This window comes from Thermococcus gammatolerans EJ3 (assembly GCF_000022365.1).
Lineage (GTDB): Archaea > Methanobacteriota_B > Thermococci > Thermococcales > Thermococcaceae > Thermococcus > Thermococcus gammatolerans.
On sequence record NC_012804.1, the window covers coordinates 1,561,631 to 1,586,337 of the forward strand.

A 24,707-nucleotide genomic window follows, 5' to 3' on the forward strand; every position below is an offset into this window, starting at 1 on the left:
TGACGATGATCAAAATAGAGAACCTCGTTAAAACTTATAGGGACGTGAAAGCCCTCGATGGCCTAAACCTCGAGGTAAAGAAAGGACAGATATACGGCTTCCTTGGACCGAACGGGGCCGGAAAGAGCACCACGATACTGAGCGTCCTCGGACTGATATACCCGCAGAAAGGGAAGATAGAACTCTTCGGCCAGGAGATCTTCAGAGATGGGAAGTACAACGAGAAAAGGCTGGTTGAGGCCAAGAAGAAGATAGGCTACATGCCCGAACACGCAACCCTCTGGGAATTCCTCACTCCGATGCAGACACTGGACATCATTGGAGAGTCTTTCGGGATGTCGAAAGAGGAGAGAGCCAGGAGGAGCAGAGAGCTTTTGGAGCTCCTCAACCTCTGGGAGGTACGGAACAAGAAGGTTGGCAAGTTCTCAAAGGGAATGAAGCAGAGGCTCCTCCTGGCACAGGCGCTAATAAACGACCCGGAGCTCCTCATACTGGATGAGCCAATGACGGGCCTTGATCCCAAGGGGATAGCAGAGTTCAAGGACATAATAAGGAGGCAGAAGAAGGAGGGGAAGACGGTTTTCTTCTCATCCCATATACTGGCCCACGTTGAGGAGGTCTGCGACACCGTTGGGGTCATCGTCAGGGGGAAGCTCCGCGTCGAGGACAGCATAGACAACATAAAGATGAGCTTCCTGAGGAAGGGCGGTTATCTGATCCTCTTGGAAACGGACAGGCCCGTTGAGTTCAAGGACGTTGACTGGGAAATAGAGCGCGTCAGCCCAACCAAGTACAAGATAAAAGCACCGGAAGACGTCAGGGCACAGATAAACGATATAGTGTGGAGCCAGGGGGCGAAGATCCTCCAGCTCATGGTCAGGGTGCCCAGCCTAGAAGAAATATTCCTGAAGATGGTGGAAGAGGAGGGCTAAAGCCTGGCCCTCTCGAACTCCTCTTTTCTTTCCAGCGGTTTCGTCGCGTCTATACCCCACTTGGCAGTTAAGCTCTTCTCCGCCGAGGGGTCGAGGGAGCTACCGCGGGCGTTGGGGACTATCACGAGGTCCCTATCTGCCTGGAAGCGCGTCGCTATGGCCCACTCCACGTCGCGGTCGTCGTAGATGTCTATGTCCTCATCAACGACAACGACGTGTTTGAGGCTCGGGTGGCCGGCGAAAGCCGCTAAAATCGCGTTCTTGCCGTCGCCGTCGTGCTGTTTTGTTATTGAAACGACCGCATGAAGCCACATGGCCCCTCCTTCCGTCAGCCGAACGCCGTGAACCTTGGGAACCACGCGCTTGACGCTCGCGTAGATTTGAGGCTCCTTGGGGAGGCCCATGAGCATGAAGTGCTCGTAGCCTCCGGGCAGAAGGGCGTGGAAAATCGGGTCATCAACGTGGTACATCCGCTCAAAGACGACCAAAGGTTGCTTCCTCACGTAGTCGTAGGTTCCCGTTATGTCAACGAAGGGGCCTTCGTCAACCAGCTCGGGAGTTATCTTCGCCTCGAATACAAACTCGCTCTCCACAGGAACGGGGATTCCTCCCAGCTCGATGACTTCGATGGGCTTTCCAAAGGCGAGCTCGCTCAGCTTAGAAGCTATCTCAAGCTCGCTGATTCCGTAGGCCGTGCTAGTAGCGCCGGCGAGCAGAAGATGAATCGGGTTTCCGACGACGATTCTAACGTCCAGCTCCTCCCCGTGCTCGGCCCTGTCCTTCCACATCGCGTAGAGGTGCCTCGGGACGAGCCTTATCGCAACGGTCTTCTCGTCCCTGACCATCATCCTGTGGAAGGACACGTTGACAAAGCCGTTATCGTCCTTCGCAATGACCATCGCCGAGGTAAAGTATGGCCCGCCGTCCTTAGGATAGTACTTTGGAATCGGGAGCTCAAGAAGGGAGAAATCGCTTGTAGAGTTCTTCAGGAACGGGGCGCTTTCAACGGTTTTGTACGGTGAGGAGTTCTCCATCGCCTCCGTGAGCATGTGGATGAGGTTTTCTTTTTCAGTGTTGAGGAATCCCGCTATCCTCTCGCGGGTGCTCCAGATGTTTCCAGCGACCCTCCAGCCCTCAACGTCCTCGAACAGGACGGGCCTGTCGCGGTATTTAAGGAGATAGCGCGTTATCTCAAGCTCCTTGCTCACGGGTTCCTTTATGACAATCAGGTCATCAAAAGTTCGAAGAATTTCCCCCAGCATGCGACCACCTTAAGCCCTTGTTCCAAAAGGGCTATAAAGCCTTTTTCCAGAGTTGCTTTGATTGGCCATGCCTATGGTTGTCCTCAGGATCCCAGACGGTTCAGCACTGGTTAGGGTCGAGAAGGCAGAGCCGAGCGTTTACTTCAAAATCTACGACTTGCTCACCTATAAGAAGGACTACGGTAAGTGGGAGAAGCCAGAGAGCCTCTACGACCCCTACGAGAAGACCTTTCCTGTGGGCCTGCTTCCAAGGGTCAAGAAGTTCCTCAACAGCAAGGGCTACCGCGTCCGCGTGAAGGACGAGAGGCAGATTAGAGGAACCAAGCTCAACTCAACGTGGAACGAGAACTATTCTCTGAGAAGATACCAGCAGAGGGCCGTGAGGAAGGCCCTGAGGGAGAAAATGGGAGTTTTAGCCCTGCCCGTCGGGAGCGGAAAAACCGTTGTCGGGCTGAGAATCATCCACGAGCTCGATTTATCCGCCCTAATCGTCGTCCACACGAAGGAGCTCCTCTACCAGTGGGCAGAGAAGGTTGAGGAGCTCCTCGGCGTTAAAGCCGGAATCGTCGGCGACAACAAGTGGAACGAGGAGAACGTGACGGTGGCCATGATACAGACCCTCCTCTCCCGGGGCGCCGACAAGCTGAATAACGATTACGCAATAGTCATGTTTGACGAGTGCCACAGGACTTCAGCCGCCGAGAAGTTCTACCAGCTGGGGATAAGCCTCCCTCAGGTCTACCGCTTCGGGCTCTCGGCGACACCCTGGAGGCGCGTTCGTGGCGAGGAGATAAAGATTGAGGCCGTCGTTGGTCCTATAATCTACGAAGTGAAGGCCGAGGATCTGATAAGGGAAGGCTTTCTGGCGAAACCCAGGTTTGAGGTAATAACGTACGAGTCAAGAATGCCATCCTTCAGTGAGAGGTATAAGGAGCTCTACGAGGACGTTATCATGAACAACGAAGAGAGGAACAGGGCGATAGTAGCGAAGGCCAAGGAACTCGTCAGAAAGGGCCACCGCGTCCTCATAGACGTCAAACGCATAGAACACGGCAAAATCCTGAAGGAGATGCTCGATAGGGAGGGCGTGAAGGCAGAGTTTCTCAGCTCCCAGAGCCCGAATCGCTGGGAGGTTCTTGAGGCGTATAAAAACGGCGAGATCCCGGTTTTGATTTCCACACTCCTCAAGGAAGGCGTTGACATCCCCGAGATTTCCGCGATAATCCTTGCTGGCGGCGGAAAGAGCGATATCATGACCATACAAACCATAGGAAGGGCTCTGAGGCCGAAATGGGGTATGAAGGCTGTTATAGTTGACGTCGCCGACGACGATCCGCTCCTCTATACGCACTTCATCGAGAGGCAGAAGGCCTTGAAACAGTACTACGGAAGGTACTACGACAGGGAATCAAAGCTCAACGAGACAGTCCCCAAAAAGCGCCGCGCGCGCAAGGGCTCTTGAGTAGCGCTCGAAGAGGTCGCGCCTAGCTTTGGAGAGGCTTTTCCCATCCGTTTTAAACTCCACGTTGGGGTATTCTATGTGCCACAGGATGAGGTTCTCAGGGGGAGCTGGAGGGACCTTCTTCTCATACACCCCGCTGAGCATGGCCCCCACCTCTTCAGGCTCGAGGAGCGAAAGCCCGCAGAAGCGGAGCGCGTTGACGATTCTCCGCACCATTTCCCAGAGGAAGCTCTTGCCGGTGATTTCAATCACGTAATAACCATGCCTTGGGGTGATGCTGATGTGGGTTATCTCCCTAACGGGATCCCTCCCGGGTTCAAGCCTGGCGAAGGCAGAGAAATCATGCCTCCCCTCGAAGAGTTTGGCACACCCGACCATTTTCTCAAGTTCAAAGCCTTCGTCTATTAGGTAATAGCGGTAGGTCTTTGAGATCGCCCAGAACCTTGGATGGAAATCGTCGGGAACCTCTGCAACGCCGAGAACCCAGAGATCGTGGAGGTTGTGGTTCAGCACCTCGGGCCTCGCCAGGTCGGCCCTTTCCCCGGGGACGAACGAAACCACGTTGAAGAACGCGGAAACACCTCGATCCGTCCGGGAGGCACCTTTAAAATCGTTTTTCTCGGGACTTTCGATGATTTTAAGCTTGGTCAGAACGTTAATCAGCTCACCTTCTACCGTCCTTATTCCAGGTTGCCTCTGGAAGCCATAGAACGCAGTCCCATCGTAGGCTATTCTAAGGGCGAGCTTCATAAGACCACCCTAAAACTGGTGGGGCCGCCGGGATTTGAACCCGGGTCACGGGCTCCCAAAGCCCGCAGGATGGGCCAAGCTACCCTACGGCCCCTTGCCCGGGAATAAGGGCCCTGCAAAGCTTATAAACTTTGCGGGTTTTAGTTCCTTGGCTGGGGGTAACGCTATGCAGGGCAACAAAAGGCCAAAGGTATCGATAGTGATTCCCACGTACAACGAGCGGGACAACCTCGAGGAACTGTTCGAGAGAATCTCAAGGGCGATGGATGGGGAAGGTTACGAATTTGAGATCATAGTTGTGGACGACGACTCTCCCGACGAAACGTGGAAGAAGGCGATGGAACTGGCGGGAAGGTATCCAGTTAAGGTAATCAGGAGAACTGACGAAAAGGGACTTTCCTCCGCTGTAATCAGGGGGTTTAGAGAGGCGAGCGGGGACGTTTTCGTGGTGATGGACGCTGACCTTCAGCATCCACCCGAGAAAATTCCAGAGCTCGTTAGGGCAATCGAGAACGGAGCTGACGTGGCGATAGCGAGCCGCTACGTCCCGGGGGGAGGAGTGGAGAACTGGTACTGGTACAGGAAGCTGATCTCCAAGGGAGCGATAATGATAGGCAGGCTCGCCCTCCCCAGGATCAGGGGGGTAAAGGACCCTGTGAGCGGTTTCTTTGCCCTCAGCCGGGAGGTCGTCGAGAACGTTGAGCTGAACCCAATCGGCTTTAAGATCCTAATGGAGATTCTCATCAAGGGAAACTACCGGAAGGTCGTTGAGGTGCCCTTCAAGTTCGGCCTCAGAAAGGCCGGCGAGAGCAAGCTAGGTGGGAAAACTATCCTCTCATACATCAAGCACGTCTACCGCCTCATGCGCTGGTCGGGGGAACTGGACAGGCTCGTGAAGTTCAGCATCGTTGGTTTGTCAGGAATCCTTGTGAACGAGGGCTTTCTCTGGCTCTTTGTTCACCTCGGCCTAAGCAAGTACGTTGCCAACGTTCCAGCCACCGAACTCGCCATACTGAACAACTTCCTGTGGAACGACCTCTGGACGTTTAGGGATTTAAGAACTGCTCCACTCTGGAGGAGGCTGCTGAGTTTCCACATCGCCGCACTGATGGGTGCCCTCGTGCAGTGGGCGATCTACGTACCCCTTGTCTACCTCGGGCTTCACTACCTAATAGCCAACCTAATCGGCATAGGCGTTTCCTTCATCATCCGCTTCCTCTTCAACAGAAACGTGACGTGGGGATAAAGGAGGGAACAGAAGCTAACGGGGTCATCCCCCATATTTCCTTTCCCTGGCCGCCCTGACGAGCCCCCTGAAGACCGGCGCCGGGTTCATTGGCCTCGACTTGAACTCCGGGTGGAACTGGGTCGCTATGAAGTAGCTGTGGTCGGGCAACTCGAGTATCTCCATCCTCCTCTCGTCATCGCCCGCTATCCCGCTGAAGACAAGGCCGGCACTTTCGAGCTTCTCGATGTAGTCCGGGTTGACCTCCCAGCGGTGTCTGTGCCTCTCGTAGACTATCTCCCTGCCGTAGAGCCTCTTCGCGAGGGTGTTCGGCTTTATGTGAACCGGGTAAGCGCCGAGCCTCATCGTCCCGCCGAGCCTGTCCAAATCCCTCTGCTCCGGCATCAGGTCAACGACCGGATAAGGAGTCTGAGGGTCTATCTCCGTCGAGTGCGCCCCCTTGAGCCCGAGGACGTTGCGGGCGAACTCAACGACCGTCAGCTGGAAGCCGAAGCAGATTCCGAGGAAAGGAATATCGTTCTCCCTCGCGTAGCGTATCGCCATCATCTTGCCCTCGCTTCCGCGCGCTCCAAAGCCCCCGGGGACGATTATGCCGTCAACGCCCTCGAGGAGCTTAACGCCCTTCCTCTCGACGTCCTCGGCCTCTATCCACCTGATTTTGACCTTGACATCGTTTGCCACGCTCGAGTGCTTCAAGGCCTCTTTTATGCTCAGGTAAGAGTCCGCCAGCTTGACGTACTTCCCGACTATTGCAATCTCGACCTCCTTATCAAGGCTCTTGTACTTCTCCACCATCTCGCGCCACTTTTCAAGGTCGGGCTCTCTCTCGGGAAGGCCGAGCCTCCTGACGAGGTACCTCGCGAGTCCCTCCTTCTCGAGCATTAGAGGCACTTCGTAGGTGTCCTCGACGTCGTAGGCACTGATTACAGCTTCCTCTGGAACGTTGGTGAAGAGGCTTATCTTCCTCCTCGCACTCTCCTCAAGGGGCTCCTCGGAGCGAGCGACTATTGCATCGGGCTGGATTCCAAGGGAACGGAGCTCCTTGACGCTGTGCTGGGTCGGCTTGGTCTTCTGCTCACCCACCACTTTGAGCTTGGGGACATAGGTCACGTGGACGAAGGCGACGTTCTCCCTGCCTTCTTCGAGTTGCATCTGTCTGGCCGCCTCTAGGAAGGGCATTCCTTCGATGTCTCCAACGGTTCCGCCGATTTCGACGATGACGACGTCGTAGTCCCTTGCTATTCTCCTGATGCGCTCCTTTATCTCGTTGGTGATGTGCGGAATCACCTGAACCGTCGCGCCGAGGTATTCACCCTTCCGCTCCTTCTCGATGACGGCGGAATACACTTTTCCAGTGGTTATGTTGTGGTCGAAGCTCAGACTCGTGTCGAGAAAGCGCTCGTAGTTGCCCAAATCAAGGTCAACCTCACCGCCGTCGTCGAGAACGAAAACCTCGCCGTGCTGGTAGGGGTTCATTGTCCCAGCGTCGTAGTTGAGGTAGGGGTCGATCTTGATGTTCGTCGTTCTAAAACCGCGAGCCTTCATGAGCATGCCGAGAGAAGCGCTGGTGATTCCCTTCCCGAGACCGCTAACGACACCCCCCGTGACAAAGATGAACTTCGTCATGGCAAAACCTCCGGAAGTTATGTGGGTCATTGAGCCGGGAGTGTTTAAAAAGTTAAGGGAAGGAGAAGGGAGGTCAGTTCCTTCTTCTGAGAAGGAGGGGTATTATTGCAAGGCCGACGATGGCAGCTGGGCCACAGAAGCCCTTGCCACCACCCTTGGAAGTCGTCGTGGTAGTGGTGGGTGTGGTGGTAGTAGTGGCTGTTGTAGACTCACTGGTGCTGGCAGTGGTAGTGGTAGTAGTCGTGGTGGTTGTCGTCGTTGTGGTAATGCTCGAGGTAGTAGTTGTGGTAGTTGCCGAAGTTGTCGTCGTGGTTGGGCTGGTTGTAGTAGTTGTCGTAGTGGTGGTTGTCGTCGTTGTAGTTGTGGTGGTTGTCGTCTGCGGTGCAAAGTTCAGCTTGAGGGTCTTTGTGACTTTGTTTCCGTAGAAGTCTACGGCCGTAATCCTGATCTCGTAGTTTGATTTCTCAAGTGGCGGGATCTGGAAGAGGAAGTACTTGTTCGTGGGCTTTCCACTGGCGGGTTCAGCCGGGAAGCGTGTGGTGTTTCCGTAGGCAAAGGGCTTTCCGGCATTCTCATCGTAAATCTCGGCGTAGAGGTCGCGGATGCCGAGGTTGTCGGAGGCGCTGACGTAGAGCTTTATGACCTTGCCCGGCACAGGCTTGCTCGGGAGGGTGTAGGCCATCGAGAGGTCGGGGGCCTTGGTGTCCTTCTCGAGGTCGACTACGAGCTGCCAGGTTCCAAGCGGGATCGTTACGTTGAGGAGCATGTAGTGCTTGTCACCTATCGTTCTCTCCCCGAGTACCTCGTACGTGATGTTGGTCGCATCGGGATCTACCTTGGCTCCCTCCGGAACCACGACCGTCAGAGGTCCGCTAATTGGCCTGTACTCGTTTATGAACTTGATCGCAGTTCCATCGCTTCCCTCGTGCCTGAAGACTATAAACCTCTGGGGAACCGGCAGTGATACGAAGTCTCCAAAGACCGTTCCAAACATCTCCTCGACGGGCTTCATCTCAACGGTGCCGTTCGCATAAATCGTGATGAGGTTCGAACCGTACCATGTCGGGCTCCTTCCGGGCCTGCTCGGCGGGTTGGTCTCCTTGTCGGGAGCGCCGGTTGCGGTCAGGGTGGCGAACCAGTGCTTCCTGCCCTCCTTGTCGATGAATATGACTGTCTTGTCGTGGTGGATGTGACCGCTCAGAATGAGCGTTATGTTGTACTTCTCAACGTCTTGGAGGAAGCGCCTTGCTATGTCCTCGCTCGTGTGCTCCGGCCCACCGATCCAGTACCAGCTGACGTGCGGCGCTATCTCTGCCCAAGACTCGTTGTCAAAAGCCGTTCCGTTGATGTAGCCGCCCTTCTTGCCGAGGGATGCACTGTACCAGAACGGATGGTGGACGAGCACTATCGGGATCTTGTCCGGATGCTCCTCGAGAACGCTCTCCATCCACTCGAGCTGGGCAAGTTCTGGATGGGCCTCGTCGCCCCTGCTGTCAAGGCCTATTATGAGGAACTTCCCTATTATCCTGTAGAAGTACCTCGGACCTATGAGCTTCGTGAAAACCGTCGGCGGATCGTCGTGGTTGCCCTTGATGTTGATGACGAGCCTTCCGCCGGCGGAGGTTCTCTCGAGGATATCGAGCATTATCCGATAGCCGGCGTAGTCACCGGCAGTATCAACGTCGTCACCCGTGTTAACTATGAGCGTTGCGCCGGGGTTCATCGTCCAGTAGGTGTAGGCGCTGTCTGTCGCGACGGCACTGTGGAGGGGTATAACTCTGGAGCAGTTCTTTTCGAGCTTGAAGATGTCCCGCTGGAAGAAGTCACCGCATACGTAGCCGATCTTCGAACCGCTGGTTATGTGGGTGTCGCTGAGGTGGGCTATGCGGAGGACGCTGGGATACTCCTTGAAGACGTAGACGCCGTTTGGAATTACCGTTTCACCCGAGGGCGTGTGTACGATAAGGAAGTAGTCGTCGGGTACGACTTCTTCGGGAATCCTGGCCGTTATGACGCCGCCGTTCATGAAGGCCTCAAGCTCGTATGGTCCGTGAAGTATGGAGACAATCTCGACCTTGGTGATGTTCACGCCCTCCTTCGGGATTAGGGTTATCTCCGATCCCGGCGTTGCTATGGCGGGGGCTCCCGGCGAAGGCTCCACGAGAACTGAGCTGTAAGTATGGCTGACGCTCGATGCCGCAGCCGTTGTCCCCGTCCCCCTCATTCCAAAGATGGCTCCAACAAGGAGGAGCACAACCAAAAATGCAACCTTTCTCATGGTATCACCACGAAAAATGAGCGAAAAAATCGATATAAACTTTGTCCTATCGATCGAGCGCTCAGCCGCGCTGATATAGACCCACAAGCTCCCCCCACGCCAGAACGTGGCCCTTCATCTCCCTCTCAAGCTCATCCCTTCCGGAGCCGGGCTTGAGGCCCAGTTCTTTGTCCAGGGCATAAACCTTGAAGTGGTAGTGGTGTGCCTTCCCCGGCGGGGGACACGGACCGTTGTAGCCAATCCGTCCAAAGTCGTTCCTTCCCTGAACGATGTGGATGGGCTCATCGGTTTCTCCCTTTTTGGGTATCCACGGGGGAACCTCCCCGAGCGGCGGAATGTTCCAGGCTATCCAGTGGGTGAACGTCCCCCCGGGTGCGTCCGGATCATCGACTATAACGACGAGGGATTTGGTGCCCTCAGGGATCTTCCCAACGTAGATCGGCGGGTTGGTGTCGTCGCCATCACAGGTGTACTCCTTCGGTATGAAGTCCCCCTCGTGGAAAACCGATCCTACCTCAAGGGTCTTGGGAGCCTCCACCTTCTCACCCCCTCCTGAGAGACACCCCAAGGCCATAACTAAGAGGGCAACGAGCGGGGGAGCCAGCCACCTCATGGATACATCTACGTCCTTCTCCGTAAAAGTCTTTAGCTTGTCCGCCAACTGGGAACCATGGCAAGGGTTCACCTGATCTACCGAAGGATTCCCAACAGGGTTCTCGAGCGGGACGATGAAGTTATAGCGGATCTGGGTGACGTGATCATCGCAAAATCCCGTTTCGAGGGCATGCTCGCCCCGTTGAGGGTGAACGGCGTCGAAGTTATCAGGAACGGCTATACCATGCTCTACTTCGCCTTCATCGGGGAGAACTACGACATTTTGAAGGTCTACGACGAGGAGGGGAACTTCAAGGGGCTCTACGTTGACATCTTGGCGTACACGAAGCGCGAGGGAAACACAGTAGAGATGCTTGACCTCTTCCTCGACGTCTTCATCTTCCCCGACGGGAGGGCTTTTCTCCTCGACGAGGACGAGCTTGAGATGGCCCTCAACTACGGGCTGATCGACAGAGAAACCTTTGACTTCGCCTACAGGGTCGCAAGGGAGATAATTGAGAAGGCCGAGCGCGGCCAGTTCCCGCCCGAAATCGTGTGGAAGTATTAAGGAGGGTTCGGAAGGGAGTCGAGGAATATGTTAATGTAAGCGACGACGTGCGAGGCGAGGTAGCTCTTCCTCCCCACGCTCACCCTCTCCGCTATTCCGTCCAGAAAAGCCTCGTCTTCCGGGCTGAGCCCCTTATGATCCCCCAAGACGAAGGCAACGTTCTGAGGGAAGCGGATATCAGTTATCGGCCTCCCCTCCTCATGGAGATAATAAATGGCTGAGTTTTTCAGAGTAAGTCTCACGACGTCCTCAAAGGTCCTGTTGCTGACGTAGAGGCCGGGGTAAACCTCCACCTCCTTCCCCGGCTCCCTTAATCCTCCGCCGGCCTTGAGGGCCTTCACTATGAGCCTCGCCGTGCTCCTCTCGTCAGGGTTGAGGCGAACCTTCAGCCTAGAGCCTTCAAAGCGTATCGCCTTCGGAGGCTCCGGCGGGCCATAGAGGAGGAGCCAGACGCGCACGTTCTTCCGGAAGCCGTGTGAGAGTAGAAAAGCCGAGTTAAGGAACCTGCAAAGGACGTCTATCCTGCCGCTCGTCCCCGGAAGATCGTTCAGCTTGAAATCCGGCCTTGTGTGAGCCTCGTTCGCCTTGATTATGAACGTCCTCATGAAGAGGGTTGGGAAAGAAGTTTAAAGAGGTTATCCCATTGGGGTCAGGGTGGTGAGATGAAGTTCCTGAAGGAGACCAAAGACGGAACCCTCCTGCTCGTCTACGTCCAGCCGAAGGCCAAGAAGAACGAGATTGAGGGAATCGACGAGTGGCGTGGAAGATTGAAAGTTAAGGTAAAGGCCCCGCCCGTCGGAGGGAAGGCAAACAAGGAGCTCGTTAAGTTCTTGTCGAAGGTTCTTGGAGCTGAAGTTGAGCTGGTTCGCGGGGAGACGAGCAGGGAGAAGGATTTACTGGTCAGGATGAGCGCGGAGGATGTAAAGAAAAGGCTGGGGCTGTAATCACTTCAAAATCCCCAGGCTCTCGTTTGTCTTTCTTATGCTCTCCCACTTCTCGGCGAGCTCAAACATCGCCCTTATCGCGTCGATGTTCTCTGGAACGACGTCGCTCTCCTGGTGGACGGCCTGAATGTAGAAGAGCCTGTTTCCGCGGACGCTTATGCTCTCCTTCCAAACCGCTATCTCGTAGAGGTTGTTCCACTCGCGGTGAAGGTCCCTTGCGAACTCTATTATGTGTGCCGTGCTCTCAAAGCCCTTCTCCTTCTCGAAGAGGAGAACCCTTGTAGTGTTCTCGAAGATATCGACGACGTCCTTCGCCTCGACCGGCTTCTTCAGCTCGACCATTATGCTGTGGACGTGCATGAGCGTCGTTGGGACGACGAAAGCGCTCGTCTCGATGTTAATCGGTATGACCGTCTGGACGTCCGGCCCGTGATGAGAGGGCACCGTAACGCTCGGCGTTATGGCGTTTATGGGACCGCGCTTCGTGTCGTTGGGGTCTGCAGCACGGCGGATCATAACGGCGTAAACGTAGTCTATGTACTCCTGAATCGCGCTCAACGTCCTTGTTAAACCCGTCGTGTTGCAGGAAACTACCCTAACGTAGTCCTTGCCCAAAGCTTTCTCGTAGTTGGCCTGGGCTACGAAGGAAACCTCGGCAACGTTCGCCTTCTCACCGCCCTGAAAAACGGCCTTAACTCCTGCCTTCTCGTAGAGGGCCTTGTTCTTCGCCCCCATCCCGCCCGGAGTGGCGTCAACGATTACATCAACCTCGGTGAGGAGGTCCTCCAGCGTTCCGGCGACCTCAAAGTTGGCCTTCTCAAACCTCGGTAGGAACTCTTCGCTCGCGGCGTAAACCGGAATTCCAAGCTCCATCGCGCGATAGGCTTCAAAGTCCGGCTTTGTTTTGGTGACACCTATGAGCTTCATATCGTCCTGCTTCGTGACGGCGTAAGCCACCCTCTTCCCTATCGTGCCGTAGCCGTTGATTCCGACCTTGACCCTGGCCATGACAACCACCGGGAGTTTTACAGCGATAAAATACTTAAACCTTGTTTTCACTGAGAGTGAAATGGTAAGCGAAAAGGTGATAAACCGGGAAACCGATCAGAATCGGCGGTTCACCATGATACCTCCCCAGGTCAGGGAAATCCTCGAGGAGATGCGAACCGAGCGGATTAGAGGAGCCAGCTGGCTCGCGAAAAAAGGAGCTGAGGCATACCTCCTTCTTTCAGAACTCCTCGTTGGGAAAGAACTTGAACGGGCGCTCTCAGAGATGAGGAAAGAGATCCCCTCCATAAACCCCACCATGGCATCCCTCTACAACCTATCACGTTTCATACCGGTAAGCTCATCTCCAGAGCTTGTAAGGGCCAGAGCTGAGGAGTTTCTCAGGCTTATGGATGAGGCAAGGAGAGAAATCGGGAACATCGGAAGTGAGCTGGTGGACGATGGAGAGGTCGTGATAACCCATTCGTTCTCATCGGCCGTTCTGGAGGTGCTCAGCTCCGCGTGGAGAAAGGGGAAGAGGTTCAGAGTCATTCTTACCGAGAGCTCACCGGACTACGAGGGGATAGCCCTCGCGAACGAGCTTGACTTTCTAGGCATCCCTCACGAGGTCATAACAGACGCCCAGCTCGGTCTCTTCGCAAGAAGGGCAACTCTTGCACTCGTGGGAGCCGACAACGTGACGAGAGACGGAGCCGTCCTCAACAAAGCCGGAACATACCTCCTTGCACTTGCTTGCCATGACGCTGGAGTCCCCTTCTATGTCGCCGCCGAGAGTTTCAAGTTCCACCCTGAGCTGGAGGCGGAGGAAGTTGAGATAGTGGAGCGACCCTACCACAGACAGGGACATAGGGTGAGGAATTATCTCTTCGATGTAACACCCTGGAAGTACGTCCGGGGAATAATCACCGAACTCGGAGTCCTCGTGCCCCCGAAGGAGATCTGACGCTCAGATGAGCATTTCTATTTCATCCCATAACCTCTCTGCCAGCTCGCGCTTGTTCATCCTCGGCAGTCTCTTAACTTCATTGCGGGTGACGAGGAACACTTCGTTCTCCTCGCTTCCAAAGGCCTTGAGCGTGTTCGCGACGACCATGTCGCTTCCCGCGCGCTCAGTCTGCTTCCTGGCTTCCTCTATGAGCTTATCCTCGCTCGTCTCGGCCTTGAAGCCCACGAGGAATACGTCTGGCTGGAGTTCTTTAACGCGGTCTATTATCTTCGGCGTCGGCTCGAGTTCAAGGATAAGACTCTTCCCGCTCTTGATTTTTGCATCCGCCCGGTTTTTGACCCGGAAGTCGCTTACGGCGGCGGCCAAAACCACGACGTCGTATTTCCTGACCTTCAGCTCGTTTTCTATCGCCTCCAGCATCTCCTCAACGGTCTCGACCTCAATCTGGTTCTCGACGAAGCTCGGGACGCTCCCCTTAGTCCTGATGAGTGTAACCTCCGCCCCCCTGAAGTCCGCCTCTTCGGCTATGGCAACTCCCATTCTGCCACTGCTTGCGTTGGTGATGTAGCGAATCGGGTCTATGTACTCCCTCGTCGCTCCTGCCGTGACCAGAACGCGCTTCCCCTCGAGGCTCTTGGGGTGGAGCTTTCTGATGACGCGGTAGACTATCTCGTCTATTGAAGCGACCTTGGCTTTCCCCTCCTCGAAGCGGGGGCCGATGAACTCGACTCCAAGTTTTCTGAGCTTCTCGATGTTCTCTTTAACTATGGGGTGTTCGTACATCGTTGAGTGCATCGCGGGGGCTATCATAATCGGAGTGTGGGAGAATGCGGTCGTTACAACCGTCGTGACGGGTGTGTCATCTATGCCACAGGCTATCTTACCTATGGTGTTCGCCGTCGCAGGGCATACGAGAATCAGGTCGGCCTTGTTCTCGTGCTCTCCAGCCAGTTCAACGTGCTCTATGAAGCCCGTTATCTCTGTTACGACAGGGTTTCCTGTGGCGAACTCCATCGCGTAGGGGTGGATTATCTTCTGAGCGTTCTCGCTCATCACCGCGTGAACCTCTGCCCCGTGCCTTATGAGCTCCCTCGCGAGCTTGACGCACTCGACGGCGGCTATGCTTCCAGGAATCGCGAGAACGATTTTCTTCCCGACGAGCTTTCTGCTCTTGGTCGCGTAGATAAGCTTGACGTGATGGAGCATTGAAATCACCGGTAAGGACTTAGAGCATTCCCGCTAAAAAAACTTCTTCATGAAACGTTGAGCCACGAGAACTCGCGCTCGAGCAACTTGAGCTCCCTCTCCTCGAGCGTTTTGGGATCCACTACCAAAACCAACAAAGCTCCCCTGGACAGAATGTTGTCTTTCAGGCTCGTAAGGAATTTGAAAACCGCATCAAAACCGTTTTCAAGGATTAGATACTCAACCCCCTCAATTATTACGGCGGTGTTATCATCCGCCCGGTCTACGATATACTGCAGAAGGGGCGCAAGCCGACTAGGCTCGATCCTGTTCTCCCCGCTGATCTTCGTGATCCACAGCGTTGGAATGTCCGATTCCCTGAACCTCTCGGCGTTCCTTGCAACGGCCAGCAACTTCCAGCCCCCCAGGAGTCTGAGAAGGCGCTGAAGGGGCATCGAAGCGTTAACAAGGTACGCACCGGACTTTAGAACCCTAGTTCCATCAAAGACCTTGCTCGGAGCGGATTTAAGTTTGAGCTTTCCGTAGATGGGTTGAGCTGTTACGAGGATCCAGATCAAACCAAGGGCCACAAGAACATCATCAAACACTTTCATAAACTCCGTCTTGATTATATCGTTGAGGACGTTAACGAAATAACCAGACCAGAATATCAAGAACCCAATTATCGTGTTATTAACTTCCCTCCTGCCCAAACTTGCTCCAAGCCTTTTCCTTATCCTCATCGCCATTACAACTGTGACCGTCAGCACCGAAAACGCGATTACCTCTGCAAAAAGCTTGATTTGCTCGTAGCTTGTTGTCCCCATGATAGCCGATTTGAGACACTCTTTAAAAGTTTTTCTGAGTAAATAGTACGGATATACCAATAAACCCCCGTACCTTCAATAAAACTATTGAGAATAATAAAACAGGGGAACCCCGCATCGTGTTGGAAGTTAACGGGAAGGGGTCATGGTTATCTTCGTGAGAGAGTTCCGCTCTACCGTTCCAGGCTGATACGAACGTCTGAGGTCAAAGTTACCAAAGTGAGCACTGAGGATCATCTCAATGCCTTCCTCAGGAAGGTCACCCCTAGTTATAACAGTAACCCTGACGGGAACGTAGGGGCCACTCTCCCGCGAGTACTCCATCAGGACAACGACGGGATAGCTCCGGGTTTTAATATGAATTGAGTTTAAAAATGCTTGTCCAACGAGCATCGTCTCGCTATCGCGGAGAACGCTGACCTCGAGAGGTTCTCCATAGGATCTTGCAATCATAAAAAGGATCTCCTCAACCTCATCCTCAGGGACGACTATCCTCAGAGAAACAGTACTCCTGAGCTCGTTGTAGAGAACCCACCTAAGGTAAAGACCCGCATTTGTAACCGGCTGCATTACGGCATTGAGCTTTTCAATTGGAACCTCGAGATCAAATTCTGCCATGATGACACCACCGAATGTAACGCTTGGTGATTAGAGTGAATCACAGCATACCATGTATGATCTTTATTGGATCATTTCTTGATAATGATTTTAAAGGTTTTGGTAGTTAGAAGGAAAAGTGAAAATAGATTGAACCCGGAGGGTCGGCCACTTATTTTACCAATCAAATTTGAACACGTTATTGTAGCGTGTTCTTTGAAGTTATTTTGCCATCATACTATATAAACTTTTCCCCAAAAATTGTGAGTTTTACAACACAATCTTGGAAATTTTACAAAAATTAAGATTCTTCTCGAATAGCATCCTCCCTAAACCTGCTGACCTCATCCTGAGTGCCAACCCACACAACGATCACGGGCTCAACGGTTATCATGCCGTCGTTTATCATCGGTTTGATCTCACAGATGGCCTTCTCTATCTTGTAACCCCTGTCAACAACCTCAATAACAACGGGGAGATCCGTGGAGAGCCTCATTACATCACCGGAGTGAATGCGACTTTTCTTTCCAAACCCGTATATACCGCGATAAACGGTTGCCCCCGCTATTCCCATCTCCCTCAGCTTTTCTACTATCGCTTTATAAAGGGGCCTCCCCTTCCAGCGGTCGTTTTCCCCAATGTATATCTTAAGACGAAGGGTGTTCCAGTGTTCAACCTCGACCATAGTCTCACCTCCTCGCCAATAGGAACCCAATGAAAACTAAGCTGATGGTTACAAAAACGTTTGCCGCGACGTTCAGACCAGCCATAATGTACTCCCTCTCCCGGAGGAGGGAGAACGTCTCGTATGAGAAGGTTGAAAAAGTGCTTAAACCCCCACAGAAGCCCGTACCAAGAAAAGCCCTCCAATCGCTCGGTACGTCAAAACCCCAGAACAGGAGGCCGTAGAGGTAGCCGAGGATGAAGCTGGCGAGTCCATTGACCATGAGAGTTCCAACCGGAAAGTCCCTGTAAACGGGGAGCAGTCCCGACAGGTAGAACCGGAAGAGGGCCCCCAGCGCGCCACCCGCTGCTACAGCCAAAGCCATCTTCGCGTTCATCGCTGCACCACCCAGAATCCTTTTGAAACGGAGATCAGGCCTTTTTAAAGTTTAGGTAGTACCTGACCTTCTCCTCAACGGATGAGTAGTCCCTCTCCTCCACGCCCAGTTTTTCCCTGAGCCGCCAGTTCTGAGCTATCATAGCAGAAAGCCGGACTCGCTGACCCCATCATAGAGCACGCTTTCAATGACGCTACGCTCAAAGTTATCAAGACTCCTGCAAACCGGACAGCCCTCGCCGCTAAGGCTTTCACAGAGGTGTACTCCTAATCGGATCTATGAGAATCATGTTGGAGTATCAAAGATACCTCATCATTGACTCGATAACTGCCAGTGCGCGGTATGTGTTCTGGAAGTTGGAAATGCCCAGCTCAAGGCTCCTCCTGAAGCCGCCGTTGGGATTCTGGAGCTGACGTATGAACCATATGTGCCTCCTCGGGTAGGTCGGACTTTCGTTCTGGAGCTCAAGACCCCTAGTGGCATAAAAGGTCGGCTCAAGGTAGGGCGGAAGACTGTATGGCACCTCAGTAAAGCCACCCCAGTCACCGCAGAGCTCGCAGTTCCTGAAGTGTGGACTCCTTGGCGGGCGATAGCCGAGGATGTAAAGCGTGAAGAGAGCCTGATACGTCATCGTTGTCGTGGGCTGTTTGACGCCGTAGCCGTTTCCATTGCGGAACTTCATAACGAAGGTTCTGATCGCGTCCCTCTCGTCGGGGTTGAACTTCAGGTTGATTGCATCGAAGGCTTTGGTAACCCAGTAGGTGGCCTCGAGCGGGGTCGCCGTTCCGAACTCCTCACTTCCCCCGAGTCCGACCGCAAACTTGCCTTCCGCGGGGTTGTACTTGGTGAAAACTATCTCGCTCTTCTCCCTCGCAAGGTCTTTGGCCCCAAGCAGGACAAGGCCCTCAAGGGCCATCGCTATTGCGACTACCGCCGTCTGGGGCTGGATTGCGTTGCCAAGGAATTCTATAGTCTTTTCTGGCTCGGGGAACTCGATGCCCAGGAGGTTGTAGATTTTAATCGCGTAGTAGGTGTCGTTCACATTGGTGTCATCAAGGACGCTCACGAAGCAGTAACCACCGTCCTCGTGGCGTCTCTCCTCAACGTAGTGCAGGACGGCATTGACGTTAACGTAGCGCCCGATTTCGTAAAGCTTCGAGCCCATTCTACCGCCTCCTAAGCGTTTAGCGGAGAACAGGCGTCATCAGCCCCTACGGGCGGTTCGGGCCCGAAGCCCCGGGCGGACGCCATCGCCCAACCACCTCTCAGGGAGGTGTTTTAAAACATTTTCGCCACACCCAACGTTAAAAGGAGTAACCCCAAACAAAGGAGGGGTGTCTTATGGTAACGTTCGTTCCGTTCGGCGAAAAGCCAAACCGGGAAGGCGTTGAATACGCGAGGAAACTCCTGCTGAGGGAGGGACTGATCGAAGAAGCGAACACCAGAATCGTGGAGAGCCGAAACGTGGAGGGCCTCGCAAAAGTGCTTCAGCCAGATTGTTGCTACGTCGTAGGGGAGCATCTCGCCACCTACGGGATCACAATGAAACTCAGACCTCCCTCCATCCTGAGCGTGGACGCCCACACTGACCTCATGCACGACTACCTCGATCACGGCTCGTGGCTGGCCTACGCCCTTGAAAACGGGATTGTGAACCGGGCAGCGGTAGTTGGTGCCGTGCTGATGATACCAACGACGAACAGAACCCGGCTGTGGAAAAGAAGGGTGCGGATTTACCCCGCCCTTCCAAGAACGAGGAGAACCGGAAGGGGGTGGAAAGCCTACATCAACCTCTCCAACCATGGGGTGGGAGGCGTGCTCGACGACGCTCTTAAGTATCTTGGGAGGGAAGTCTACCTCACGATCGATCTCGACGTTCTGAGGCCTGAATACAGGATAGCAAGGTTTCAGCACGGAGAACTCACCTTGGAGGAACTCCTGGAGTTGATAGAGGGCATCAAAAACCGCTTTAAGATAATCTCCTTTGATCTGGCCGAGATATCGGAGAGGATAAAGAGGTCAAAGCAGGGCAAAAAAGCCCTCGTTGAGGTGTTTTCGGCACTGAGGTGGTGAAAGGTGAAAGGACCCACCGAGGAGGAGATTAGGAAGGTTATAATGCCCCTCATGCTATCTGGTGCAAAGATGCTCGACAGACACTGTCCCAAGTGTGGATCGCCGCTCTTTGAGAAGGATGGAAGGGTCTTCTGCCCGGTCTGTGAATACAGGGCAAAACAGAGGAGAGAGAAGGCAAGGGGACTCGAAGATGTACTCCTTCAAAAGCTGAACGAGCTTGCATTAGACCTTCCCGACGATCCAGAGGAGCTTGAGAAACGCTTAAGTGTGATGGAGAGGATAATAGACCTGATTGAAAAGTACAGAAGGCTGGAGGGATCAACGTGAAGAACAGGAGGGTTTTAAAGGCCCTTGAGGCTGGCCCCAAGACCGTTGAGGAGATAGCAAAGGAGACCGGACTGGGAGTAATGGAGGTCAGGAGATACCTCCTCCGGTTCGCGGAAGGGGGAAAGGTCGAGAGCTTCGAGAAGGACGGCAAAATATACTGGAAGATACGGGAGAAAAAGCCCGAGGAGGAAGAGTTCAAATACGTTTGAGGATTTTTCCCTTTGTCTACCTATTTCTCGAATGGAAAGAATCAAGAAGAAGGGAAGGGGACAGTTTCAAAGCGGCTTGGCCTTCTCCCAGTACTCGTTGAACTTACCCTCAAAGAGTTCCCTGACGCGGAAGTCCTTGATCCATATCTGGGTCTCGTAGTTGAAGTAGCGGGCAGCCATGTCCTCAAGGGCGAAGAAGACCTCGTCGTCGCAGATGAGCATCGGTAGCTCAAACTTGTCGGCGACTCTGAGTTCGATCTTGCCGGCCTTTGCGTAGTCGAGCAGCTTGGAGGACTTAAGCCTCGGGAGGAGGTTCTCAGCGACAACGATCTTAACTTTAACGCCCCTGTCAACCGCGGCTATGATGTCCTTGTCGAGGTTAACCGCTATGTATCCATCATCGGCGAGGAGTATCTTCTCCTTAACGCCCTCGAACATCTCCTTGGTCTTAAGGGTGGCGTTCCTGATTCCACGAACGACCCAAACGCGTTCCACGCCGTACTTCGGGATCTCCGTCTCAATGAGCGGGGTCATAAGTTCGAGGAGCTCCTCTTTCGCTTTCTTCTTAGCCTCAAGCTCTTCCTTAACGCGCTCCTGCCATTCCTCAATGAACTTCTCAAGGATGTTCTGCGGGTGGACAGGCCTGTACTTGTTAACCTTACCCGGCTGGCTTATGGCAAATCCCTTCTTTTCGAGGCTCCTGAGAACGTCGTATGTCCTTGGAGCCGGAACCTCCGAGACGCTTGCCAGCTCTGCCGGGGTCAGTACTCCAAACCCTACCAGAGCCACGTACGCCCTTGCCTCGTACAGGTTCAACTCAAAGTGCTCCTGGAGGAGCTCTACCATCCTGTCCTTCACCATCTTTACCACCACCAAAATTTCTTGTTTATAATGTCCGCATAAGCCCATATAAATTTTTTCCCTCTATTCAGTCGGGGACAAATGCAAGAGGTATCCCGTAATGAAATAACTCTTACCGGTCTTATTTAGAGTGCATGGAGATGCAACGTTATTACTATGCCTATTTTTTGACTTTAAAGGTTTTTGGTTGGAAAAATATCCGCCCGAAAAAACAGCGTTACTATCAAGCAAACGGGAAAAAGAAAAAGGGTTACGGATAGTGACAGGGGACTAGCTGCACCCTTCCTTTTTAATCTCGCATGTTATTTCGCGATACAGTTCGTTCAGAACATCAAGGTAATTCAGCTTACCCTCCTCGATGAGATCCATCTTCTCCTCTAGTTCCCTCGTTTTCTCCTCGCTTACCAGCTCGCGGTATTTGCTGACAAGATAGTGATAAACCTTAATGCCCTTCTCAGTCGGAACAAGCTTCTTCCTACCCCTTGTTTCGAAAACGTAGTACCTCTGGAGGAGGGTCTGTACTATTTTTGCGTACGTTGACGGCCTTCCGATACCGCGCTCCTTCATCAGGGCTATTATATCGCCCTGCGTGTAGAGTGAAACCTTCGGCGCCTTCCACTTCTTGGACTCGACGACCTTGAGCTTTGCTCCCTGCTCAAGCTTCGGCAGCTGCCTCATCGGCGGTGAGCGAAGTTTCGTCCAGCCGTCCTTGAGGATTTCGACGTAGCCTTCGAGCTCGACCTTCCCGACACCCGCGTTTATAACGGCCTTTTCGTAGAGAACCTTCGCTGGAACCATCTGGCTCGTCATGAAGCGCCTGAATATCATGTCGTAGAGCCTGTAGTGGTTGCGCGTGAGGTTCCTCGGAAGCTGGATTACGCCGTCGCGGATGAGCTGCATCAACCTTCCTGTGTCGATGGGTCTCGTCGGCCTTATAGCCTCGTGCGTACCCTCTTCACCCCAGGGCCTCGGCTTGAAGTACTCCTCGCCGAGCTCGCTCGTTATGTACTCCCTGGCGATTTCTATACCAGTACTGCTGACGTGGGTGCTGTCGGAACGGTGGTAGGTGATAAGCCCGAGTTCAAAGAGGTCCTGCGCCAAGCGCATCGTCTCAGGCGCGGAAAGCTTGAGGAAGGTGGAAGCGTCGCGGAGCATCGCGTCCGTTGTGTACGGCGGGGAGGGGTTGAGTTCCCTCTCCTCAAGCTGGACCTCCTCCACCGTAACGTACTCGGGTGGCTCAACGTCCTTGCCGTCCTTTCCTAGCTCGACCGTTACCTGAAGGCCGTTCTCAAGGGTTAGACCGAGGAAGTAAACCTCGCTCTCGGTAAACTCCTTGTACCGCTCGATGATCCAGCCAAGGACAGGTGTCTGAACCCTTCCGGCGGAGAGGTTCCGGTTCTCAAAGACCCTCTGGAGCTCCTGGCTGAGCTCAAAGCCTATCCACCTGTCCTCTATGCGCCTCACCATCTGGGCCTCTACCCTCGCCTCGTTGACGTCCCTCGCCTCACGTATGGCCTTCATTATGGCCGGCCGCGTGACCTCGTGGAACTCAACGCGCTTGATGTTGGGTGTATATGGAGCCAAGACGTTCCTTATGTCCCAGGCTATTTTCTCACCCTCCGTATCCGGGTCGGTCGCGATGAGTATCTCGTCAACCTCCTGCGCTATCTCACGCATTGCTTTGACGTTCTCAAGGGCATCGTGGACGTTTCTGCTTCCACAGCGCGGACAGACGCCCCTCTCCTCCCAGTCCACGAACTGATAACCGCAGTCGCGGCACCGCTTTATTGTATCGTAGATCGGGATGAACTTGAACATATCTTCCTCGCGCTCGATTAGAACGCCGTGGTAGCCCTCGTTCGTGACTAGGTCGAACATATGCCCCCCGCTCGCCAGAATCGTTAACATTTTGTCGCCCACGCTGACCTCGTAGGCAACGAGCTCACCTATTCTAGTCTTGCTCGGCTTCCCGAAGAAGTTGGCTATCGTCCTAGCCTTGTTGGGGCTCTCCACAATCATGAGGGCCGATTTGACGAGGTCCTTGACCTTCGAGCTTATCTTGCCCTCCATAACCAGCTTTACCTTCTCCCTGTCCTCGTCTATCTCCTTCAGGAGTTTCTCGAGGTCAAGCTCCTCGAAGGGCACCATCTTGAACTCCGTGAAGCGCCAGCGCATCTGCCTGACAAGGCCGTTGAAGACCTTCTCGTTGTCCACTATAAGGACGCTCAGTCCCTTCGTTATTCCGCCGGCAAATAGGCGGCTCGTCCTCCCGGTTGCCTGGATGTAGGTTCTGACGTCCGGAATCTCGATGAACCACTTGCCCTCCTCCTTTACGAGGCTGACGAAGGGGTCTTCGGCAAGCCTTCTAAGGACGTCCTCCTTCTTCAGGACCTCGCGCAGAAACTCGACGAGCTCGCGGAAGACGTTGAGAACCGTCTTGTGGAAGTCGTTCTCGATGGGAAGGCCCTCGGCTAAAGCCTCCTCAATCTTGAGGAGCTCGAACTGAGGGATGTTTCTAATCAGCCTCCTGAGCCTCGCGTGGAGCTTCTCTGCAGTTTTCCTGTCCTCATCGTCAAGGAAGTCCATGACCTCGCCCAGCAGACCGAGGGCGCGGTATATGGTGGGCCTCTCAAGATCTATGCTAAAGCGGAACTTGGGAACACCCGTGAAGACCGCGTAGCGGATGAGGTGGGGCAAATCCAGGCCCCTGACTATCGAGCCGTAGTAAGTTGCGACGCCGACGAGGTAATCAGCTTCACCGTTCTCAAACCTCTCAACGGCCTTCTTGTTCTTCGAGCTCGCGAGCTCAACGGCGAAGCCTTTCTCGCGGAGGTAGTTCACGAGCTCCTCGGCGTAGCTCAGCCCCTGGTCAATGGGGACGAATATCAGGCCACCCTTCCCGAGTTTCCTGAGGAGCTCCTCCACGTGCTCCTTAACGTCTTTGCTCGGCTTCAAATAGCTGTCCACGACGTTCCTCAGCGCGCTCCTTCCCGAGCCAACTTCAAAGCCGAGCAGTTCGCGGTAGAGCTTTATCCTGTCGCCCCTCGCCGAGCCAGTCGCCGATGCGATAATCATGATTCCGATGTCGTTCTTCCTCTTGAACTCCTCAATCTCGCGCTGGAGCTTCTCTATCGCCTCGTTGAGCTCCTTAAGCCTGTCGTTTTTGTCCTCACTGTTTCCGTTGAGGTATCTCGCCATCTGCTTCTTGAGCCTGATGATTTCCCACGCCTTGCCGATGATTTCCTCGGTGAAGCCGAGGAGCAAAAGCGAGCGGTCTATGTTCTTGCTCGCCTTGAGGAAGGCATCGACGTCGTCAACGAAGATGAAGTCGAAGTGCCTCCCCTTCAGCTTCTCGTCGAAGTTTCTAGCTAACCACTGGGCGCTCGTTATGAGTATGTCGTAGTCCCCGCCCTCAATTTTGGCGAGCATCTCCTCCTTTTCCTTCTTCCTGAGGTTGCCGTGATAGTAGGCGAGCTTAACGTCCAGCCCCGTCCTCTCGATTATCGCCTGAACCTTTCTTATGGTCTGGATTACCAGGGGCGTCGTGGGGACGACTATGTAGCTCTTCTTGCCCTTCGTGGCGTAGTAGACGGACATGAACGCTCCAAAGGTGCTCTTGCCCATTCCCGTTGGGGCTATGATTGAGAAACTCCTGCCCTTGAGGAGCCTCTTAACCCAGGTTCTCTGGGCGCTCCAGAAGGTAAAGCCAGTGGCCTTCTTAAAGAAGTCCTCTATCTCGCGGCTTTCGCTCTCAAGGCGGTATATCCTCTCCCATTCCTTCAACCGGTTTGCCTTGAGAAGGGCATCTCTGACGGCAGAAACAAGCTCAAAATAAGAGTCAACTACGATTGGTTCATTTAAACAGCTCTCGCATGGGTTTCTCATGTAGAGCCTCTCGTCGGATATCCTGCCCCCGCAGTTGGGGCACATCTCCCGGTACAGGGCCTTCAT

Annotated in this window: 24 protein-coding genes, 1 tRNA gene and 1 riboswitch; of the genes, 9 read left to right on the forward strand and 16 right to left on the reverse strand. The window is 54.1% G+C overall.

The window, feature by feature from the left end; all coding sequences use genetic code 11:
• Positions 1-5 precede the first annotated feature (5 nt).
• On the forward strand, positions 6-932 hold the full coding sequence (locus TGAM_RS08385; protein ID WP_015859269.1) for an ABC transporter ATP-binding protein: 927 nt from the start codon (positions 6-8) through the stop codon (positions 930-932).
• Here the strand turns inward: TGAM_RS08385 and TGAM_RS08390 are convergent.
• The gene (locus tag TGAM_RS08390; protein ID WP_015859270.1) at positions 929-2,194 is read right to left on the reverse strand and encodes a UbiD family decarboxylase; all 1,266 of its coding nucleotides are present in this window, start codon (positions 2,192-2,194) and stop codon (positions 929-931) included. The two genes, TGAM_RS08385 and TGAM_RS08390, sit on opposite strands and share 4 nt — an antisense overlap.
• A gap of 73 nt (positions 2,195-2,267) precedes the next feature.
• Here TGAM_RS08390 and TGAM_RS08395 point away from each other — a divergent pair, with 73 nt between their 5' ends.
• Positions 2,268-3,656: a DEAD/DEAH box helicase gene (locus TGAM_RS08395; RefSeq protein ID WP_015859271.1), complete on the forward strand. Its 1,389-nt coding sequence runs from the start codon at positions 2,268-2,270 to the stop codon at positions 3,654-3,656.
• Here the strand turns inward: TGAM_RS08395 and truA are convergent.
• Positions 3,603-4,406, reverse strand: a complete 804-nt coding sequence (gene truA, locus TGAM_RS08400; protein WP_015859272.1) for a tRNA pseudouridine(38-40) synthase TruA — start codon at positions 4,404-4,406, stop codon at positions 3,603-3,605. The two genes, TGAM_RS08395 and truA, sit on opposite strands and share 54 nt — an antisense overlap.
• 16 nt (positions 4,407-4,422) lie before the next feature.
• Positions 4,423-4,500, reverse strand: a tRNA-Pro gene (locus tag TGAM_RS08405).
• A 72-nt stretch (positions 4,501-4,572) separates the two neighbouring features.
• Here TGAM_RS08405 and TGAM_RS08410 point away from each other — a divergent pair.
• A complete protein-coding gene (locus tag TGAM_RS08410; RefSeq protein WP_048811298.1) occupies positions 4,573-5,652 on the forward strand; it encodes a glycosyltransferase in 1,080 nt (359 codons plus the stop codon).
• Between the two features lie 24 nt (positions 5,653-5,676).
• Here TGAM_RS08410 and pyrG read toward each other — a convergent pair whose 3' ends face one another.
• From pyrG to TGAM_RS08425, 3 genes are all read right to left on the reverse strand, one after another.
• Positions 5,677-7,278 carry a glutamine hydrolyzing CTP synthase gene (gene pyrG / locus TGAM_RS08415; protein ID WP_015859274.1) on the reverse strand — a complete coding sequence of 534 codons (1,602 nt, stop codon included), beginning with the start codon at positions 7,276-7,278 and terminating at the stop codon, positions 5,677-5,679.
• A gap of 73 nt (positions 7,279-7,351) precedes the next feature.
• Positions 7,352-9,556, reverse strand: a complete 2,205-nt coding sequence (locus tag TGAM_RS08420; RefSeq protein WP_015859275.1) for a metallophosphoesterase — start codon at positions 9,554-9,556, stop codon at positions 7,352-7,354.
• Between the two features lie 61 nt (positions 9,557-9,617).
• The gene (locus TGAM_RS08425; protein ID WP_015859276.1) at positions 9,618-10,169 is read right to left on the reverse strand and encodes a YbhB/YbcL family Raf kinase inhibitor-like protein; all 552 of its coding nucleotides are present in this window, start codon (positions 10,167-10,169) and stop codon (positions 9,618-9,620) included.
• Positions 10,170-10,226: 57 nt separating this feature from the next.
• Here TGAM_RS08425 and TGAM_RS08430 point away from each other — a divergent pair, with 57 nt between their 5' ends.
• Positions 10,227-10,718: a DUF402 domain-containing protein gene (locus TGAM_RS08430; RefSeq protein ID WP_015859277.1), complete on the forward strand. Its 492-nt coding sequence runs from the start codon at positions 10,227-10,229 to the stop codon at positions 10,716-10,718.
• On the opposite strand, the gene trmY is transcribed toward TGAM_RS08430, so the two are convergent.
• The gene (trmY, locus tag TGAM_RS08435; protein WP_015859278.1) at positions 10,715-11,323 is read right to left on the reverse strand and encodes a tRNA (pseudouridine(54)-N(1))-methyltransferase TrmY; all 609 of its coding nucleotides are present in this window, start codon (positions 11,321-11,323) and stop codon (positions 10,715-10,717) included. The two genes, TGAM_RS08430 and trmY, sit on opposite strands and share 4 nt — an antisense overlap.
• 57 nt (positions 11,324-11,380) lie before the next feature.
• Here trmY and TGAM_RS08440 point away from each other — a divergent pair, with 57 nt between their 5' ends.
• On the forward strand, positions 11,381-11,662 hold the full coding sequence (locus tag TGAM_RS08440) for a DUF167 domain-containing protein (protein WP_048811299.1): 282 nt from the start codon (positions 11,381-11,383) through the stop codon (positions 11,660-11,662).
• Here TGAM_RS08440 and TGAM_RS08445 read toward each other — a convergent pair whose 3' ends face one another.
• On the reverse strand, positions 11,663-12,670 hold the full coding sequence (locus tag TGAM_RS08445) for a phosphorylating glyceraldehyde-3-phosphate dehydrogenase (RefSeq protein ID WP_015859280.1): 1,008 nt from the start codon (positions 12,668-12,670) through the stop codon (positions 11,663-11,665).
• A gap of 115 nt (positions 12,671-12,785) precedes the next feature.
• Between TGAM_RS08445 and TGAM_RS08450 the strand changes: the two genes are divergently transcribed.
• Positions 12,786-13,613: a translation initiation factor eIF-2B alpha/beta/delta subunit family protein gene (locus TGAM_RS08450; protein ID WP_015859281.1), complete on the forward strand. Its 828-nt coding sequence runs from the start codon at positions 12,786-12,788 to the stop codon at positions 13,611-13,613.
• 3 nt (positions 13,614-13,616) lie between these two features.
• Here TGAM_RS08450 and coaBC read toward each other — a convergent pair whose 3' ends face one another.
• The 6 genes from coaBC to TGAM_RS08480 form a co-directional block, all read right to left on the reverse strand.
• Positions 13,617-14,822: a bifunctional phosphopantothenoylcysteine decarboxylase/phosphopantothenate--cysteine ligase CoaBC gene (coaBC, locus tag TGAM_RS08455; RefSeq protein ID WP_015859282.1), complete on the reverse strand. Its 1,206-nt coding sequence runs from the start codon at positions 14,820-14,822 to the stop codon at positions 13,617-13,619.
• A gap of 47 nt (positions 14,823-14,869) precedes the next feature.
• Positions 14,870-15,628: a DUF835 domain-containing protein gene (locus TGAM_RS08460; protein ID WP_148206298.1), complete on the reverse strand. Its 759-nt coding sequence runs from the start codon at positions 15,626-15,628 to the stop codon at positions 14,870-14,872.
• A gap of 129 nt (positions 15,629-15,757) precedes the next feature.
• Positions 15,758-16,246, reverse strand: coding sequence for a hypothetical protein (locus tag TGAM_RS08465; protein ID WP_015859284.1), 489 nt, complete (start codon positions 16,244-16,246; stop codon positions 15,758-15,760).
• Between the two features lie 280 nt (positions 16,247-16,526).
• A complete protein-coding gene (locus TGAM_RS08470; RefSeq protein ID WP_015859285.1) occupies positions 16,527-16,910 on the reverse strand; it encodes a DUF190 domain-containing protein in 384 nt (127 codons plus the stop codon).
• A gap of 4 nt (positions 16,911-16,914) precedes the next feature.
• The gene (gene crcB / locus TGAM_RS08475; RefSeq protein ID WP_015859286.1) at positions 16,915-17,286 is read right to left on the reverse strand and encodes a fluoride efflux transporter CrcB; all 372 of its coding nucleotides are present in this window, start codon (positions 17,284-17,286) and stop codon (positions 16,915-16,917) included.
• Positions 17,287-17,584: 298 nt separating this feature from the next.
• Positions 17,585-18,451: a prenyltransferase/squalene oxidase repeat-containing protein gene (locus TGAM_RS08480; RefSeq protein ID WP_015859287.1), complete on the reverse strand. Its 867-nt coding sequence runs from the start codon at positions 18,449-18,451 to the stop codon at positions 17,585-17,587.
• A gap of 23 nt (positions 18,452-18,474) precedes the next feature.
• Positions 18,475-18,550: riboswitch (Fluoride riboswitch) on the reverse strand.
• 77 nt (positions 18,551-18,627) lie between these two features.
• Here TGAM_RS08480 and TGAM_RS08485 point away from each other — a divergent pair.
• Genes TGAM_RS08485 through TGAM_RS08495 form a run of 3 tightly spaced genes read left to right on the forward strand, consistent with a single transcriptional unit; the run spans position 18,628 to position 19,895 of the window.
• Positions 18,628-19,359 (forward strand): arginase family protein, encoded by a 732-nt coding sequence (locus TGAM_RS08485; RefSeq protein ID WP_015859288.1) that lies wholly within the window; start codon positions 18,628-18,630, stop codon positions 19,357-19,359.
• Between the two features lie 3 nt (positions 19,360-19,362).
• On the forward strand, positions 19,363-19,686 hold the full coding sequence (locus tag TGAM_RS08490; RefSeq protein ID WP_015859289.1) for an Sjogren's syndrome/scleroderma autoantigen 1 family protein: 324 nt from the start codon (positions 19,363-19,365) through the stop codon (positions 19,684-19,686).
• Positions 19,683-19,895 (forward strand): helix-turn-helix domain-containing protein, encoded by a 213-nt coding sequence (locus TGAM_RS08495; protein WP_015859290.1) that lies wholly within the window; start codon positions 19,683-19,685, stop codon positions 19,893-19,895. Before TGAM_RS08490 ends, TGAM_RS08495 begins: the two co-directional genes overlap by 4 nt.
• Positions 19,896-19,961: 66 nt before the next feature.
• On the opposite strand, the gene trmBL2 is transcribed toward TGAM_RS08495, so the two are convergent.
• Together trmBL2 and rgy are read right to left on the reverse strand one after the other, a co-directional pair.
• Complete coding sequence (gene trmBL2, locus TGAM_RS08500; protein ID WP_015859291.1) at positions 19,962-20,756, reverse strand: HTH-type transcriptional regulator TrmBL2; 795 nt, start codon at positions 20,754-20,756, stop codon at positions 19,962-19,964.
• A 270-nt stretch (positions 20,757-21,026) separates the two neighbouring features.
• Positions 21,027-24,707, reverse strand: a complete 3,681-nt coding sequence (gene rgy / locus TGAM_RS08505) for a reverse gyrase (protein ID WP_015859292.1) — start codon at positions 24,705-24,707, stop codon at positions 21,027-21,029.

Bases quoted from the DNA above. Each gene is read 5' to 3' on its own strand.
- TGAM_RS08420 (WP_015859275.1), bottom strand. From the start codon at position 9,556: ATGAGAAAGGTTGCATTTTTGGTTGTGCTCCTCCTTGTTGGAGCCATC.
- truA (WP_015859272.1), bottom strand. From the start codon at position 4,406: ATGAAGCTCGCCCTTAGAATAGCCTACGATGGGACTGCGTTCTATGGC.
- TGAM_RS08385 (WP_015859269.1), top strand. From the start codon at position 6: ATGATCAAAATAGAGAACCTCGTTAAAACTTATAGGGACGTGAAAGCC.
- crcB (WP_015859286.1), bottom strand. From the start codon at position 17,286: ATGAACGCGAAGATGGCTTTGGCTGTAGCAGCGGGTGGCGCGCTGGGG.
- TGAM_RS08395 (WP_015859271.1), top strand. From the start codon at position 2,268: ATGGTTGTCCTCAGGATCCCAGACGGTTCAGCACTGGTTAGGGTCGAG.
- TGAM_RS08485 (WP_015859288.1), top strand. From the start codon at position 18,628: ATGGTAACGTTCGTTCCGTTCGGCGAAAAGCCAAACCGGGAAGGCGTT.
- pyrG (WP_015859274.1), bottom strand. From the start codon at position 7,278: ATGACGAAGTTCATCTTTGTCACGGGGGGTGTCGTTAGCGGTCTCGGG.
- TGAM_RS08470 (WP_015859285.1), bottom strand. From the start codon at position 16,910: ATGGTCGAGGTTGAACACTGGAACACCCTTCGTCTTAAGATATACATT.
- coaBC (WP_015859282.1), bottom strand. From the start codon at position 14,822: ATGCTCCATCACGTCAAGCTTATCTACGCGACCAAGAGCAGAAAGCTC.
- rgy (WP_015859292.1), bottom strand. From the start codon at position 24,707: ATGAAGGCCCTGTACCGGGAGATGTGCCCCAACTGCGGGGGCAGGATA.
- TGAM_RS08425 (WP_015859276.1), bottom strand. From the start codon at position 10,169: ATGAGGTGGCTGGCTCCCCCGCTCGTTGCCCTCTTAGTTATGGCCTTG.
- TGAM_RS08390 (WP_015859270.1), bottom strand. From the start codon at position 2,194: ATGCTGGGGGAAATTCTTCGAACTTTTGATGACCTGATTGTCATAAAG.
- TGAM_RS08460 (WP_148206298.1), bottom strand. From the start codon at position 15,628: ATGGGGACAACAAGCTACGAGCAAATCAAGCTTTTTGCAGAGGTAATC.
- TGAM_RS08465 (WP_015859284.1), bottom strand. From the start codon at position 16,246: ATGGCAGAATTTGATCTCGAGGTTCCAATTGAAAAGCTCAATGCCGTA.
- TGAM_RS08445 (WP_015859280.1), bottom strand. From the start codon at position 12,670: ATGGCCAGGGTCAAGGTCGGAATCAACGGCTACGGCACGATAGGGAAG.
- TGAM_RS08430 (WP_015859277.1), top strand. From the start codon at position 10,227: ATGGCAAGGGTTCACCTGATCTACCGAAGGATTCCCAACAGGGTTCTC.
- trmY (WP_015859278.1), bottom strand. From the start codon at position 11,323: ATGAGGACGTTCATAATCAAGGCGAACGAGGCTCACACAAGGCCGGAT.
- TGAM_RS08440 (WP_048811299.1), top strand. From the start codon at position 11,381: ATGAAGTTCCTGAAGGAGACCAAAGACGGAACCCTCCTGCTCGTCTAC.
- TGAM_RS08450 (WP_015859281.1), top strand. From the start codon at position 12,786: ATGATACCTCCCCAGGTCAGGGAAATCCTCGAGGAGATGCGAACCGAG.
- TGAM_RS08480 (WP_015859287.1), bottom strand. From the start codon at position 18,451: ATGGGCTCGAAGCTTTACGAAATCGGGCGCTACGTTAACGTCAATGCC.
- TGAM_RS08410 (WP_048811298.1), top strand. From the start codon at position 4,573: ATGCAGGGCAACAAAAGGCCAAAGGTATCGATAGTGATTCCCACGTAC.
- trmBL2 (WP_015859291.1), bottom strand. From the start codon at position 20,756: ATGGTGAAGGACAGGATGGTAGAGCTCCTCCAGGAGCACTTTGAGTTG.